This window comes from Aquimarina sediminis (assembly GCF_002895435.1).
Classification (GTDB): domain Bacteria; phylum Bacteroidota; class Bacteroidia; order Flavobacteriales; family Flavobacteriaceae; genus Aquimarina; species Aquimarina sediminis.
The window spans coordinates 836897-852743 of the sequence record NZ_POYJ01000001.1 but is presented as its reverse complement, the minus strand read 5'-3'; the positions used below and the strand labels follow the sequence as shown (position 1 = coordinate 852743).

The following is a 15847-nucleotide window of genomic DNA, read 5'->3' as shown; positions in this document are numbered from 1 at the left end:
TATTATGAAAGATCAAGAAGAATTTTACAAAAAATTAAAATTACAGCTGGCAGATACATCTCTTTGGCCTACTGCTTACTTATACAAGTTTATAGTACCTACAGATACTGCTAAGATAGCACAAATCGAAACTATTTTTGACAACTTGGGGTCAGTAATAAGTACAAAGCAATCCAAAAATGGAAAGTATACAAGCGTATCAATTAATGTAAGAATGAAAAACCCTGACCATGTGATTCTCAAATACAAAGAAGTTGCAGATAAGGTAGAGGGAGTAATATCTTTATAATGTATAGTCACTTGTTCTATTATAGTGATGGTTAGCCTTTAGTTTATAGAAGTATAGAGTCAATATAAAAGGTTCGGAAATAAATTTGGCAATGATCGTAGCATACTTATTTTATTTTAGTATTTTGCGAAACAAATTATAGAATAGCCCAAAAAGGGATCTAATTGTCAAACCGAACCTATAAACTTTACACATCATTGCTTGTTAGGAGTCTTCAATTACTTATTGTAACATCACTTTACACATTGATATTTTAGGCTATCTCTACATTTTTTTTACATACATTTTATGGACATATATAATATTGAATATAATACTGAGCGTGAGAAACTGATTATTCCTGAGTATGGTCGTCATTTGCAGAAAATGATCAATCATGCAGTCGCTATCGAGGATAGAGAAGAGCGTAATAAGGTTGCTAAATCTATTATTGCGGTGATGGGAAATCTACAACCACATCTAAGAGATGTGCCTGAGTTTCAGCATAAGTTGTGGGATCAGTTATTTATTATGAGTGATTTTAAACTTGATGTGGACACTCCTTTTCCTGTGTTGACTAAAGAAAAATTGCAAGAGAGACCAGAGCGCCTCAATTATCCTCAGAATTTTCCTAAATATCGTTTTTACGGAAATAATATTAAAAGAATGATTGATGTAGCAAATAGTTGGGAAGAAGGAGATTTAAAAAATGCGCTTACCTTGACTATTGCTAATCATATGAAAAAATGCTATCTGAACTGGAATAAAGATACAGTAGAAGATAGCGCTATTTTTAATCATCTTTATGAACTAAGTGATGGTAAGATTAATCTTAAAGGAAGTAGTGAAATTCTTATGGACTCTTCAAATCTTATGAGAGGAAATAAGAAAAAACATACTACGAATAATAGTGGTGGCAAAAAGAATTACCGAAATAACAATCGTGGTAAAAAACGCTACTAAACCAAAACCAACTACCAAATTTTCTAACCACTAATTATTGACGATTACATGAGTACTTTTCAGATAGAGGGAGGGCACCAGCTCAAAGGAGAGATAACTCCACAAGGAGCCAAAAATGAAGCCCTACAAATTCTTTGTGCCGTATTATTAACACCAGAAGAAGTAACAATTTCTAATATCCCGGATATAAGAGATGTTAATAAACTAATAGATATTCTTAGAAATCTTGGAGTCAAGATACAAAAACTGGGAAAAGGAAAATATTCCTTTAAAAGTGATGCACTCAATCTAGACTACCTCGAGAGTGAACAGTTTAAGAAAGAAGGAAGTGGGCTAAGAGGGTCAATCATGATTGTAGGTCCATTATTGGCTAGATTTGGAAAAGGATATATCCCTAGACCGGGAGGTGATAAAATTGGTAGAAGACGATTAGATACTCATTTTGAAGGATTTATAAATCTTGGAGCAGAGTTCAGATATAATAAAGAAGAACGTTTTTATGGTGTAGAAGCACCTGATGGGCTAACAGGTACCTATATGTTACTTGATGAAGCATCAGTAACAGGAACGGCAAATATTGTTATGGCTGCGGTACTCGCCAAAGGAACTACCACCATATATAATGCTGCTTGCGAACCTTACTTGCAGCAATTGTGTAAAATGCTCAACTCAATGGGAGCAAAAATATCTGGTGTTGGTTCTAATTTATTGGTGATAAATGGAGTAGAATCTCTAAGAGGATGCGAGCATCGTGTACTACCAGATATGATAGAAATTGGATCTTGGATAGGTCTGGCTGCCATGACCAAAAGTGAAATAACTATTAAAAATGTAAGCTGGGAAAACCTTGGTGTAATCCCAAATACATTTAGAAAACTAGGAATTACATTAGAAAAAGTAGGAGATGACATCTATATTCCAGCTCATACTGAAGGATATCAGATAGAAAGTTATATAGATGGATCATTTATGACGATCGCTGATGCTCCTTGGCCAGGGTTTACTCCCGATTTACTTAGTATAGTGTTGGTCGTGGCTACACAAGCTAAAGGAGAAGTGATGGTACATCAAAAAATGTTTGAAAGCCGTCTGTTTTTTGTCGATAAACTTATTGATATGGGAGCCAAAATTATTCTATGTGATCCACATAGGGCTACAATAATAGGACATGATTTTCAATCTGTATTAAAAGCTACCACCATGGTATCACCTGATATTAGAGCAGGGATATCGCTATTGATTGCAGCATTAAGTGCTAAAGGAACTTCTACAATACATAATATAGAACAAATTGATCGAGGATACGAGAATATAGATGAACGTCTTAGAGCAATTGGAGCCAAAATAACAAGAATTTCATCATAACTTTGATGATATTATGATAAATCAAAAAAGCTTTTCTTAACAAATTTTGAAAAGCTTTTTTTATTATGCCCAATCATTTTATGAGACCAACTCCCATTTAATGAATTCTTTCGAATATTTAAGCTCCGGTTTTCTTTTTTTGTACTACTGTAATATTGCAGAATAAATAGAATAAAACCTTGTATAAGAATAAGTATTTTGTTTCTTTTGACCCCTATATTCAGCGGATAGTTATAAATTGTATTTAGGAGTAATTATTTTTTCCAAAACTCAAAATAACAATTCGTAGATTGTTTAGTAAAAGAAAAACAAAGATGATTACCACCGTAGATATCCAAAGAGAGATTGAGCCTTTAAGAAAGAAACTTCTAAATCATGAAGTGTATAAATCCATAAATGACCTTGATGATTTACGAGTGTTTTTAGAATATCACGTATTTGCAGTATGGGATTTTATGTCTCTCCTAACTGGATTACAAATAGAATTAACCTGTGTTACTACACCATGGATACCTAAAGGAAATCCATCTACACGTAGGTTTATAAATGAAATTGTATTGGATGAAGAAACCGATAGGGATAAAGAAGGTAATCCAGCAAGTCATTTCGAATTATATCTACAAGCAATGGCAGAATGCCAGGCAAATACCAAAGAAATTGAATGTTTGGTTGATTTGTTGAATCAAGGAGAAGATTTAAGAACTTCTATTGCAAAACTTGATATATCAGAATCTGTAAAAGAATTTGTCTTTTTTACTTTTGATGTAATAGATACTAAAGAGCCTCATAAAATCGCTGCAGCTTTTACCTTTGGAAGAGAAGACTTAATCCCAGATATGTTTAATGCATTGGTAACAGATCTAAATTCTAAATTACCTGGCAAATTAGATCAATTGGTGTATTATTTAGATAGACATATAGAGTTAGATGCTGATGTACACGGACCTTTGGCAATGCGAATGATAACAGAATTATGCGGAGATAATGTTGATAAATGGGAAGAATCCATAGCTATTAGTAAAAAAGCTTTAAAAGTGAGATTGAATTTATGGAATGGTATTTTGGAGGGGATAAAAAAGAATAGATTACAATTGATCTAATGAGTTGTTTTTAGTACTTCGGTTGTGTGTGTGATTTGTAATGGGTGTTTCTTATTGTAGTGTGATCAGTTTTATATTACCCTTGAATAAATTCTACCTTTGTATAGGGTAAAGTAAAGTAAAATGTAGATCCTTGATCTTCTTTACTCTCAAGCCATATTTCTCCTTCCAACATTTCGACATATGCTTTAGCGATTGAGAGCCCAATACCAGCACCTTCTAATGCATATCTATCTTCAATATTAGCCTGAACAAATCGTTCAAAAATAGCTTTTTGACGATTTTTGGCAATGCCCATTCCAGTATCTTTTACATAAAATTGCAACACTCCATTATCCTTTTGATATCCAAATTCTATACCACCATCATTGGTGTATTTGATAGCATTCTTTATCAAATTGGTTATTACTGTATTGAATTTCTCTTTGTCAGTTTTTATAATAGCATCATCAGAAGGTAATCCATTAGATAAGGATAAAATAATTCCTTTTTTGTCGGTTTGCGGTTTAAAAAGCTCAAATAGATCTTTGGTTTGTTTATTAATGTCGACTTCATCAATGGAAATTTCTACCTGATCAGCAGCTATTCTCGAAATATCTATAATGTCTTTGATAATATTGAGCATTCTTGCTCCACTTTCTTTAATAAGATCTAAATAAAGTTGTTGCTCATCACCAGAAAGTTTAGGCTCATTTAAAAGCTCTGCAAGCCCTAATATACCATTCATAGGTGTACGGATTTCATGACTCATATTAGCAAGAAAAGCAGATTTGAGCCTGTCGCTTTCTTCGGCTTTCTCTTTTAACCTGTTTAGTTCGAGTTCGTATAATTTGATATTAGTAATGTCAGTAATGGTACCTACATAACCAATAATTTGATGTTTATCATTATACTCCGGCATAGCGCGACCTAATACCCAGGTAATGGATCCATCTGGTTTAAGAAACCTATATTCGGCATCAGATGTTTCTCTTTTGTCAGCGGCAGTATACCATCCTTTTTTTAACCTTTTTCTGTCGTCAGGGTGCACCGCATTAAGCCAGCCATCGTTTAGTGCTTCTTCCTGTGATAAACCAGAAATTGCACACCATTTTGAATTAACAAAAATAGTTTTTCCGTCAGAATGGGTCATAAAAATACCAACAGGCACCAGATTGGTTAAGGTATGATATCTGCTTTTAGAAAATTGAACTGCTTTCTCGGCTACTTCGAATTTTTGCTTATACGTAAGTGAATGAAAAATATCTTTAAAAGCCATGTAGCTGGCTTGGTACTCTTCTCTTTCGAAAAATTTCAAATATACTGTAAAGAGGATACTGTAAACAAGAGCCATTGAGTTTTTGGATACTAAACCAGAAATCATAATCTTCTGTATGTCCTCAAAAAACCAAAATGACCCTAAAGTAAAGAAAACGGCATCAAAGCTTAGCACTAACGCCATGGTAAATAGCATTCTTAGAAATAAACTAGAAGTATGTTTAGATACAAATTCATACAAAAAAATTATTAATATTGAATCGAGATAAAGTATACCTGTTCCTACAAATAGAACAAATACATTAGTGTAAAAGAATTCTGTAGAGACATCAAAGGGATTGTAGCTGTATGCTCCTTCAATATTCATTCTAAACGATAACAATAGAAAACATAATACGATATTAGCAATAACAAGCGCATATATCAATTTTCTCGCAGTCATGGCATCTTCTTTAATGTATATTAGTAATATAGCAAAAAGTGTGGCCGAAAATAAGACCGATGAACCAGGAGAAATTACGATAACCTCGGATATTTCAAAATACAGAGTACTAGCCATAAAAACCTGAATGAACTGAAAAAGCCCCAATGAGGTAAATAGTACCCCTAAACCAATCATTGTTCGCAGGCGGAAGAGGAGAAGTATTAGAAATGCTACAACGAACCCCTGAAAGAGAAAAATTAAGATTTGATAAAAATTTAGTGTATCCATAGAGTCAATACTACAATAAGTGGATTTTTATAGTTATTACTAACCTAAAGTATATAGTATATAATTTTTATGTCCCTTAAAGCTACGAACAATTGTTAAATTTCACTTACGTAAAACCGTAAAAAATTATTTTTATTTTAGAATCATGGTTGTAAATTATCAAAATTTATTTTAAAATTTGAAATACGGAAGAGCTACTTTTTGTCAATCACAAAATATTTTGTTTTTTCGTTAAAAACAACATTACACCTTGGAGGATTTAAAAAAAACGATACGAACTTTTACACAAATCAGTGATGCTGATATGGAGTTCGGAATTCGATTTTTTGAAAAGAAAACCTTTAAAAAAGGAACATTGCTTTTACAGCCTGGTCAATATATAGATGATTTCTATTTTACCATCCAGGGATGTGTGTCTTATTATACTATTGAAAAAGGGACTACCAGAGTAATGGAATTTTTTACTGAAGGACATTTTTTTACAGATCTATATGCTTATATAGAAGAAACTCCATCGACAGCTTATCTCGAAGCGTTAGAAGATGTAACGGTATATAGTATTTCAAAAACAGATCAGCAGAAAGTATTTGATCATTCTCATCAGTTTGAACGTTTTGGGAGATTATCCATGCAGCGAACATTTGTTGTGAATTTTCAAAGAATTAACCAGCTTAGAAGTCTTACCAATCAAGAGCGGTATACGCAATTGTTAAAAAAACGTCCAACACTCTTTCAGCGTGTACCACAATATTTAATTGCTTCCTATTTGGGAGTAACTCCAGTAGGGTTGTCAAAAATTCGAAAGAGATTAAGCGAAAAGTAATATTTACTAATAAGTTAATAAAATCTAAAATTCAACACTTATTAAACTAGTTTAATGAGAATCTGTTGGATATTGCCGAAATTTATTGCACAAATACTCTTAAAAGCAAAGTAATGGCTAACGAATATATAGATTTTGAAACTCTTAAATATTTTTTATATACAATACATGGGTTAGAGAACATACTAAAACAAGACCGGTTTACCGATCATGATAAAGAGTCTTTGGATATGTTTTTGAACTCGGTAAAGGAGTTTTCTGATAGAGAATTGTTTCCCTTTGTTAAAGAAATGGATGAAAATCCAGCGTATTATAAAGATGGATCGATCGTTGTTCATAAACAAGTAGAAGCTATAATGAAAAAAGGCGGGGAGATGGGACTCATTTCTGGTACTTTTGATTATAATTCTGGTGGGTTACAATTACCCATGATGATTTATACCGCGTCAGCATTTATACAAGATGCAGCGAATAATCATTTGCCAGGATATTTGGGTCTTACCATAGGAGCTGCAGAGCTAATAACACATTTTGCAAATAAAGAACTCAATGAGATTTATGTACCTAATATGCTTTCGGGAAAATGGGGAGGTACAATGTGTCTTACAGAACCACAGGCGGGAAGCTCATTATCTGATATTGTTACAAAGGCAGTTCCTTCAGATGATGGATGTTATAAAATTACTGGTCAAAAAATATTTATTTCTGGCGGAGATCATCAATACGCAGAGAATATTGTGCATTTAGTTTTGGCACGTATAGAAGGGGCTCCTTCGGGGACAAAAGGAATTTCATTATTTGTAGTTCCCAAAAAGAGATTTAACGAAGATGGTAATTTGATGCAGAATGACGTAACTACAGTCGCAGATTTTCAAAAAATGGGGCAAAGGGGGTATTGTACAACCCATCTCAGTTTTGGTGATACTCATGATTGTTATGGATGGTTAGTAGGAAAAGAGCATCAAGGGCTACAATGTATGTTTATGATGATGAATTCTGCCCGTATTGCTGTAGGAAGAGGTGCTGCTGCGATTACCACAGCAGCTTATCAAGCCTCATTGCAATATGCAAAAGAACGACCGCAGGGAAGAAAATTAACTAATGCAGGAAAAAAAGATTCAGGACTAGGTCAGACTTTAATTATCAACCATTCTGATGTAAGAAGAATGCTATTGTTGCAAAAGGTTATTGCAGAAGGTTCCTTAAGTCTTGTCCTTTTGGCATCAAAGTATTATGATCTTAAGACAACACTGACGGATAAAGACGAAAAAGAAAAATACTCACTTTTATTAGAATTGATAATTCCAATGGTGAAGACATATCCATCAGAAATGGGAATACAAGCAATCTCTAATGGAGTGCAAGTACTTGGAGGATACGGCTTTTGTTCTGATTTTATACTTCAGCAATACTATAGAGATATTCGTATTTTTTCGATTTATGAAGGTACAACCGGAATTCAATCACAAGATTTACTGGGTAGAAAACTAATTATGGAAGATGGTAAAGCATTGAAGTTGTTAACCAACGAAATAATGCAAACTATCCAACAAGCTTCAAAATATGATAACTTAAAAAAGTATGCTAATACGCTTGGTCAAAAATTGCAGTTAGCTAAGAAGGTAATAGGATTTTTACTCGATTTTGCTCAAAAGGGAGAGTATGAGCGTTTTCTATCTGATGCCACTCCATTTATGGAATTCTTTGGAAATATTACTATGGGATGGATATGGTTAGATATTGCCTGTCATTCAAAAAAAGCCTTAATTACTGCTACAGGAAATCACTCTGAAGAGTTCTATGAAAGTAAAATTCATGCTATGAAATTTTACTACAAATATGAATTACCTAAGACGATAGGATTAGCAGAAACCTTGATGGATGAAAATACACTTACTGTAGCAGACGGAAATAAAGTTTTTAACTAATTAATTTATAATGAGTAGTATAAAAGAATCATTTGATCTAGAGGGTAAAGTTGCTATTATTACAGGGTCTAGTAAAGGAATAGGAAAATCTATAGCACAAGGGCTAGCAGAATTTGGAGCAAGTGTTGTAATTAGTAGTCGTAGTCAAGAGAGTGTTGATAAAGTGGTAGAAGAGTTTACATCCAAAGGGCTAAAAGCAATTGGCGTTGCATGTCATATTGGTAAGGCAGATCAACGAGAATTTCTGATAAAAAAAACTAATGAACATTTTGGAGGAATTGATGTTTTGGTAAATAACGCAGCAATTAACCCAGTCTATGCACCTATAGAGAAGGCGGAAGAAGCTGTTTTTGATAAAATTATGGATATTAATGTAAAAGCTCCATGGATATTATCAAACCTAACTTGGCCATTTATGCAACAACGTGGTGGTGGTAGTGTTATTAATATAGCCTCTGTAGAAGCATTACACCCCGGAGAAGGCCTAGGGTTATATAGTACCAGCAAAGCAGCATTGTTAATGCTAACCAAAAATCTAGCAAAAGAATGGGGACAATATGGTATTCGTGCTAATGTAATATGCCCCGGATTGATTAAAACCAAATTTAGTGCGGCACTTTGGCAAAATGAGAAATTACTACAGAAAATAGAAAAAACTTTACCCGTTTCAAGAATGGGAATGCCTAATGAAATGGCAGGATTAGTATGCTTGCTCGCATCCGATGCAGGGGCTTATATGACAGGAGGTGTTTATAATGCAGATGGAGGGTATATGATTGCGGGGTAGCACTCTTTTCTTATTTCAAACAAAGTAAAATCGTATTATTTAATACTATTAGTATGAATTTTGATTACTCAGAAAAAACAAACTCATTTCGAAAAAAACTTAATGTCTTCTTTGAAGATCATATACTCCCAATAGAAAAAGAAGTAAATAATTTTAATCAAAATCCTGATAATTATTGGAAACAATACTCAGGAATAGAAAACCTTAAAACAATAGCGAAAGAAGCCGGATTATGGAATCTTTTTCTCCCTAAAAGTTATAACGAGTTTAGTCCTGGTTTAACTAATCTTGAGTATGCTCCTTTGGCAGAGATTATGGGTCGTGTACTATGGTCCTCAGAAGTGTTTAATTGTAATGCCCCTGATACAGGAAATATGGAGGTGTTAGCAAAATATGGATCTCCATATCAAAAAGAAAAATGGTTAATGCCTTTACTGAATGGAGATATTCGATCTGCTTTTTTAATGACAGAACCACAGGTAGCCTCATCAGATGCTACGAATATAGAAACATCTATAATTAGGGATGGTGACGATTATGTAATCAACGGTCATAAATGGTGGTCTTCTGGGGGGATGAACCCTAATTGTAAGGTTGCTATCATTATGGGAAAAACAGATCCTAATGCCAAAAGATATGAGCAACAAAGTATGATTTTAGTACCAATGGATACACCTGGATTAAAAATAATAAGACCGCTATCAGTTTTTGGGTATTATGATTCTCCAGAGGGGCATGCAGAGATTGAACTTACAAATGTTCGAGTACCAAAAGAAAATCTAATTCTTGGAGAAGGGAGAGGTTTTGAGATTGCCCAAGGGCGTTTGGGACCAGGACGTATCCACCATTGCATGCGCTTGATTGGCATGGCTCAACGTTCATTAGAATTAATGTCACAGCGAGCTTCAGAGCGTACTACTTTTGGAAAAACACTAAAAGATTATAGTAGTATCAGACAAGAAATTGCAAAATCCCAATGCGAAATAGAACAAGCTCGGTTATTAACACTTTCTGCAGCAGATAAGATGGATAAAGAAGGGAATAAGGAAGCAAAGGATTTGATAGCAATGATAAAGATTATAGCACCAAAAATGACTTTAAAAGTTATCGATCGAGCCATGCAGATTTATGGGGGCAAAGGAGTAGGTGCGGATACCCCATTGGCACATTTTTTTGTTGCAGCAAGAGTATTAAGATTAGCCGATGGACCAGATGAAGTACATATGTATCAACTAGGAAAAAGTGTAATCAATAAACATGTAAAAGAATAGGATGCATTGCACTACTTTTTTAAAGAGAGTTTTTAGAATGTTACATATTTAAAAAGAGATATATGCAAAAAGTACGCAAAGGCGAAGAGTTAAATGAGAAAAGATTAAAGGCATTTCTTCAAAAAGAAGGGTTGATCAGTACAGATCAATGTGATTGGCAAGTAACCCAGTTTACTCATGGATATTCTAATCTAACGTATCTGTTGCATATAGAAAATAAAGAATACGTACTACGTCGCCCACCCTTTGGAGCTATTAGGCGAGGACATGATATGGGGAGAGAATTCAAAGTGCAGTCTGGTATATATGATACTTTTCGTAAGGTTCCAAAAATGTACACCTATACCAATGATGAGAGTATTCTAGGGGTTCCTTTTTATATCATGGAAAAAGTAGATGGGATTATTCTTAGTATTTATGAAGCTAAGAAAAGGAATATCCCTGCCAAAAGCTTTAAAGTTATAGCAGATTCTTGGCTAGATACTTTTGTGGCATTACATAATATAGATTATAAAGAATCGGGACTTAAAGACTTGGGAAAACCCGAAGGATATGTACAACGACAAGTGCTTAATTGGAGCAAACAATACCTTAAAGCAGCTACAGAAGATATACCTGCTGCAAAAAAAGTAATGCAATGGATAGAAGAAAACCAACCAGGTCAATACCGCCACAGTTTGATTCATAATGATTTTAAATATGACAATGTTGTTTTTAAAGATGATAGTTGGGATGAAGTGATAGCGGTTTTGGATTGGGAAATGGCAACATTAGGAGACCCGCTTATGGATCTAGGTACCTCACTAGGGTATTGGACTATGGCAAGTGATCATGCTTTTGTAAAACAAGGAATGCCTTTGCCTACTATTATGGATGGTAATCCGACAAGAAGTGATATTGTAGAATCATACATTAAAAAAAGTGGTAGGGATGTAGATCATTTGGTGTTTTATTATGTTTTTGGACTTTTTAAAATTGCAGTTATAGCGCAACAAATATATTATAGGTATCTGAAAGGATTAACTACAGACCCTCGTTTTGCAGAGCTGAACAAGGCAACAGAACTACTTTGTAATCTTGGATTACAGGCAATCTATGATAAAAAAATAGATTGATAGACAGATGTATCATGTTTTTAGAAAACAATTGATCTAGCAGGATTTTTTACGATATATAATAAAATTATAAAAATGGAGTATTTAACCACTACATATTATTTTGACTATGAGACAGATGTAATTCAAGAGCTCGTCAAAGAATTTAAAACAGATAGACTCACTTCAAAAGAAAAGGCTAAGCTACTATATCTCAAAATCAGAGATTCATGGAGATATGATCCTTATCATATTAGCCTTTTGAAAGAAGGTTATAAAGCAAGTGCTGTAGCTAAAAAAACAACAGGGCATTGTGTAGATAAATCGATTCTTCTTATTGCATGTCTGAGAGCAGTAGGGATTCCTGCAAGAATTCACCTTGCTAAAGTAAAAAATCATATCGCCGTTGAGCGATTAATTGAAAAATTTGGTACCAATGAGCTAACTCCTCACGGAATGGTAAATGTATTTTTAGAAGGGAAATGGCTTAAAGTGTCTCCTGCTTTTAATAAAGCGCTATGTGAAAAATGTAATGTTCTTCCTTTAGAATTTGATGGCGAAAATGATTCAATGTTCCAGGAGTACGATAGAAAAGGAAGCATATTTATGGAATATATTGAGGATTATGGTCATTTTGAAGATGTTCCTTTTGATTTTATTTTTAAAAACATGAAAAATCATTATCCGAAAATTGTAAAACAATTTCAGGGAGCCAAAGAGATAAGATTATAAAAAAACATAAATATCAATTTATAAAATCGATGTATGAGCGAGACATTTATTGAAACTACCCCAAAGCAATTTAAAGAATTTACATCTCTTCCTGTCGAAGGTCCTTTTCAGATGTTTAATCTTTTGAAATTTAAGGACAGGGTAGAAAAAACAAAAATTTCTGGAGCACAAGCATATGCCGAATATATGCATGCTGTACAGCCCTTTTTTCAAACTTCAAAAGCTAAAATTATTTACCATGGTAAACCAATGTTTAATATTATAGGCCCTAAAGAGAAAAGGGAATGGGATAAAATATTAATAGTAGAGTATGCGAGTAAAGAAGATTTTTTGAAAATGATTGCAGCAGAAGGGTACCCTTCTGAAATGAGAAACCGAGCTTTGATTGATTCGAGATTAATAGTATGCACGGGTAAATAGAAAAGAGGTATTAATGAATAAAAATATGGAAGTAAAAGATAAAATAGTTATTGTAACCGGTGCTGGCTCAGGAATTGGAGCCGCGACAGCAAAACATTTTGCAAAACATCAAGCAAAAGTTGTGATTTCTGATATCAGAGAAGATAAAGCACAAGAAATAGCAGATGAGATTAATAAAGATGGAGGAGAAGGTGTTGTGATCGCTGCAAATGTTGCAAAATTTGATGAGGTTGAACAACTTGTTTCTAAAACGATTTCAAGGTATGGGCGGTTGGATGTTTTGGTTAATAATGCAGGAGTTGGACCTAAGAATATTGTAAGAACTGCAGAATACACATTAGAAGATTGGGATAATGTGATAGCAGTTAATCAAACTGGGGTTTTTTATGGTATGAAGCTGGCATTAAAACAAATGGCAAAACAAAAAAGTGGAAATATAGTTAATATAGCCTCTTTGGCAGGTCTAAAAGCTTCAATAAATAATCTTTCGTATTGTGCAAGTAAGTTTGCAGTGGTAGGTATGACCAAATCAGCAGCTCTTGAGTATGCTAGTAAGAATATTCGTATCAATGCAGTTTGCCCAGGGTATACAGAATCCCCTTTATTAGATAAACTATTGTCCGTACGATCGGATATGGACCAGCGGCTAAAAAGTATGATCCCTATGAATCGTTACGGACAAGTAGAAGAAATAGCAGAGGCTGTGGTTTGGTTAGCTTCTGATTCCACTAAATTTATAACTGGGCAAACAATTACCTTAGATGGAGGTATTTCTTTATAATTGAAATAGAAAAAATATTCGCATATAGATAACTAAACGAAGTGTATGAATAAGCAAATCATTTTAAAAAAACGACCTATTGGGCTTCCAGAAGAAGATACATGGGAATTACAGAATAATCCGCTTAGAGAACTGAAAGAAGGAGAGATTCTGATTCAACAACATTATGTGTCTTTAGACCCGGCAATGCGCGGCTGGATTAATGATATCAAGTCGTATATAGAGCCTGTAGAATTGGATGATGTGATGCGGGCTGGTTCTGTAGGAAAAGTCATTAAGACGAATAATCATCAAAAATTTAAGGAAGGAGACTATGTTACTGGTTGGGGTGGAGTACAGCAGTATGTTATAACCGATGGGAGTAGCTGGTTTTCTGTGAACCCAACAATAGCACCATTACCATTATTTATAAGTACACTTGGAATGCCTGGAATGACGGCATATTTTGGAATTTTGGAAGCTGGAAGAATTAAGGAAGGAGATATTGTATTGGTTTCTGGAGCAGCAGGAGCAGTAGGAAGCGTAGTTGGGCAAATCGCTAAGCTCAAAGGATGTAGGGTTATAGGAATAGCTGGAGGTGCAAAAAAATGTAGCTATCTCATAGATGAACTAGGTTTTGATGCGGCTATTGATTATAAAGCAGTAAATATTTATGATGCTATAAAACAAGTATGCCCAAAGGGTATCGATGTGTATTTTGATAATGTAGGAGGAGAAATATTGGATGCCGCTTTAACCAAATTGCGTCTACATGCACGTGTAGTAATCTGTGGAGCTATTTCTCAGTATAATAATAAAGAAACTCCAAAAGGACCTGGTAATTATTTATCTCTATTAGTAAACAGAGCAACGATGCAAGGAATATTAGTAACTGATTATGTAGAGGATTATGGCAAAGCGGCTATAGAAATGGGAAGATGGATGGCTCAAGGAAAGCTAAAAAGTAAAGAAGATATATATGAAAGTATAGAAAACTTTTACGAAACCTTTTTGAGACTCTTTTCTGGAGATAAAATGGGAAAACTAGTGTTAAAGGTACTCGAATAAGGGTAAAGTGAAACCTTTTTAATGTTTTACGATAGATTCTCTTTTGAAGAATAGAGAAAAACATAGAGATAAAAAAGAAAAACCTGTCTTGTAAGACAGGTTTTATGCTTTAAAAAACTAAATAGGGTATATTAAAGTACCTTCACATTTACTGCGTTTAATCCTTTTTTTCCTTCTTGTAAATCAAATTCAACTGCATCGCCTTCACGAATTTCGTCAATTAAGCCTGAGATGTGTACAAAATGTTCTTTGTTAGAATCTTCTTCAGTAATGAATCCAAATCCTTTGGCATCGTTGAAGAATTTTACTGTTCCTTTGTTCATTGTTAAAATTTAAAATGTTAGTTAATAAGTATCAAAGATAAGCCCAAATATCCAAATGATCATCATTTAGATGTTTTTACTTGTCCAATAAACACATTTTTTTTGTGTTTATTGTTAAGAAAAGCAGAAAAAATATCAATTATACTTGTAAAAAAGGAAAGAAAGCATGTTTATTGAAATCATTGATAGTGAATGATCTATATCTAAATTGTCTAATAAAGTAATTTTTGCAATTCTAATGTGTAATCATATTGTAGGTCTTCGTGTAATGAACCTATCTTCTTTTTGATTGCTCCCAGTTCTCTTTTATACATATTTTTTAAAACGGTATTCGTATGTATCGATGGATTCAAATTTTTTAATTTTTCACAAAAGAAAAGAATAAGTTCTACCTCCGTTTCTTTCTTATTAGAGTATCTGATATACTTTTTTATGGTGCGTAAAATTTTTCGAACACTTTTTTTTATAAAATAGTAAGAAGCTGTATTAATTGTTTCAAATAGTTCATCAACCTCTCTTTTTATACTTAGTATATATTCTTCTTCATCAGTAGATTCGAATAGGAGATATGTGAGTAATTCTTTATTATCTTTTTTAAATCGAGATAATCTAAGACACAATTCTAAAAGCTCTTGATGAGATCGATCCGTGAGTTCAGTTTTAAGTTCTTTTACAGTGGCAGTTTTCATATGTGCAATTTAAGTAAAAGTATATATACAAATTATTAGATGAGTGGTCTTCTGTTATCAAATTACGAAGTAGAACATATTACTAGAAAATTATTATGTGTTAATGGAAGAGGTAAAAGTACTTATGATGTAATATCCATATTTGGTTAATCCTAAGTTAAAATATACTTTGTTAAGCAAAAAGAATAGTTTGATGAGTATTCAATTTTTGATAAGTAGTTTTAGGGTTTTAGGTTGAAGTGAATAATAAACAGAGTTATTAACAATTTAGATAAGTTTTATCTATT

General features: G+C 33.5%; 16 protein-coding genes. 13 read left to right on the top strand and 3 right to left on the bottom strand.

What is annotated here, in order from left to right; genetic code table 11:
- Positions 1 to 4: 4 nt before the first annotated feature.
- The 4 genes from C1X07_RS03790 to C1X07_RS03775 all read left to right on the top strand — a co-directional run bounded on the left by C1X07_RS03790 (position 5) and on the right by C1X07_RS03775 (position 3696).
- Positions 5 to 289, top strand: coding sequence for a DUF493 family protein (locus C1X07_RS03790; protein WP_103068618.1), 285 nt, complete (start codon positions 5 to 7; stop codon positions 287 to 289).
- Between the two features lie 288 nt (positions 290 to 577).
- A complete protein-coding gene (locus tag C1X07_RS03785; protein WP_103068617.1) occupies positions 578 to 1231 on the top strand; it encodes a DUF4290 domain-containing protein in 654 nt (217 codons plus the stop codon).
- Positions 1232 to 1279: 48 nt separating this feature from the next.
- The gene (gene murA, locus C1X07_RS03780; RefSeq protein WP_103068616.1) at positions 1280 to 2596 is read left to right on the top strand and encodes a UDP-N-acetylglucosamine 1-carboxyvinyltransferase; all 1317 of its coding nucleotides are present in this window, start codon (positions 1280 to 1282) and stop codon (positions 2594 to 2596) included.
- Positions 2597 to 2910: 314 nt separating this feature from the next.
- Positions 2911 to 3696 (top strand): DUF3050 domain-containing protein, encoded by a 786-nt coding sequence (locus C1X07_RS03775; protein WP_103068797.1) that lies wholly within the window; start codon positions 2911 to 2913, stop codon positions 3694 to 3696.
- Positions 3697 to 3772: 76 nt separating this feature from the next.
- Here C1X07_RS03775 and C1X07_RS25255 read toward each other — a convergent pair whose 3' ends face one another.
- Positions 3773 to 5665 carry a sensor histidine kinase gene (locus C1X07_RS25255; RefSeq protein ID WP_103068615.1) on the bottom strand — a complete coding sequence of 631 codons (1893 nt, stop codon included), beginning with the start codon at positions 5663 to 5665 and terminating at the stop codon, positions 3773 to 3775.
- A 250-nt stretch (positions 5666 to 5915) separates the two neighbouring features.
- Here C1X07_RS25255 and C1X07_RS03765 point away from each other — a divergent pair, with 250 nt between their 5' ends.
- The 9 genes from C1X07_RS03765 (at position 5916) to C1X07_RS03725 (ending at position 14548) form a co-directional block, all read left to right on the top strand.
- Positions 5916 to 6488, top strand: coding sequence for a Crp/Fnr family transcriptional regulator (locus C1X07_RS03765; protein WP_103068614.1), 573 nt, complete (start codon positions 5916 to 5918; stop codon positions 6486 to 6488).
- 113 nt (positions 6489 to 6601) lie between these two features.
- Entirely contained in the window at positions 6602 to 8416 is a 1815-nt protein-coding gene (locus C1X07_RS03760) for an acyl-CoA dehydrogenase (protein ID WP_103068613.1), read from the top strand.
- Between the two features lie 10 nt (positions 8417 to 8426).
- Positions 8427 to 9203 carry an SDR family NAD(P)-dependent oxidoreductase gene (locus C1X07_RS03755; RefSeq protein WP_103068612.1) on the top strand — a complete coding sequence of 259 codons (777 nt, stop codon included), beginning with the start codon at positions 8427 to 8429 and terminating at the stop codon, positions 9201 to 9203.
- Positions 9204 to 9256: 53 nt separating this feature from the next.
- On the top strand, positions 9257 to 10474 hold the full coding sequence (locus tag C1X07_RS03750) for an acyl-CoA dehydrogenase family protein (RefSeq protein WP_103068611.1): 1218 nt from the start codon (positions 9257 to 9259) through the stop codon (positions 10472 to 10474).
- Between the two features lie 62 nt (positions 10475 to 10536).
- The gene (locus C1X07_RS03745) at positions 10537 to 11589 is read left to right on the top strand and encodes a phosphotransferase family protein (protein WP_103068610.1); all 1053 of its coding nucleotides are present in this window, start codon (positions 10537 to 10539) and stop codon (positions 11587 to 11589) included.
- A gap of 75 nt (positions 11590 to 11664) precedes the next feature.
- Positions 11665 to 12300 carry a transglutaminase-like domain-containing protein gene (locus C1X07_RS03740; protein WP_103068609.1) on the top strand — a complete coding sequence of 212 codons (636 nt, stop codon included), beginning with the start codon at positions 11665 to 11667 and terminating at the stop codon, positions 12298 to 12300.
- Positions 12301 to 12333: 33 nt separating this feature from the next.
- Entirely contained in the window at positions 12334 to 12720 is a 387-nt protein-coding gene (locus C1X07_RS03735; protein WP_103068608.1) for a DUF1330 domain-containing protein, read from the top strand.
- Positions 12721 to 12733: 13 nt separating this feature from the next.
- Entirely contained in the window at positions 12734 to 13501 is a 768-nt protein-coding gene (locus C1X07_RS03730; RefSeq protein ID WP_241507180.1) for an SDR family NAD(P)-dependent oxidoreductase, read from the top strand.
- 45 nt (positions 13502 to 13546) lie between these two features.
- Positions 13547 to 14548, top strand: a complete 1002-nt coding sequence (locus C1X07_RS03725; protein ID WP_103068607.1) for an NADP-dependent oxidoreductase — start codon at positions 13547 to 13549, stop codon at positions 14546 to 14548.
- 131 nt (positions 14549 to 14679) lie between these two features.
- Here the strand turns inward: C1X07_RS03725 and C1X07_RS03720 are convergent, their stop codons facing one another.
- A complete protein-coding gene (locus C1X07_RS03720) occupies positions 14680 to 14871 on the bottom strand; it encodes a cold-shock protein (protein WP_103068606.1) in 192 nt (63 codons plus the stop codon).
- A gap of 212 nt (positions 14872 to 15083) precedes the next feature.
- A complete protein-coding gene (locus C1X07_RS03715) occupies positions 15084 to 15560 on the bottom strand; it encodes a hypothetical protein (RefSeq protein WP_103068605.1) in 477 nt (158 codons plus the stop codon).
- Between the last annotated feature and the right edge of the window lie 287 nt (positions 15561 to 15847).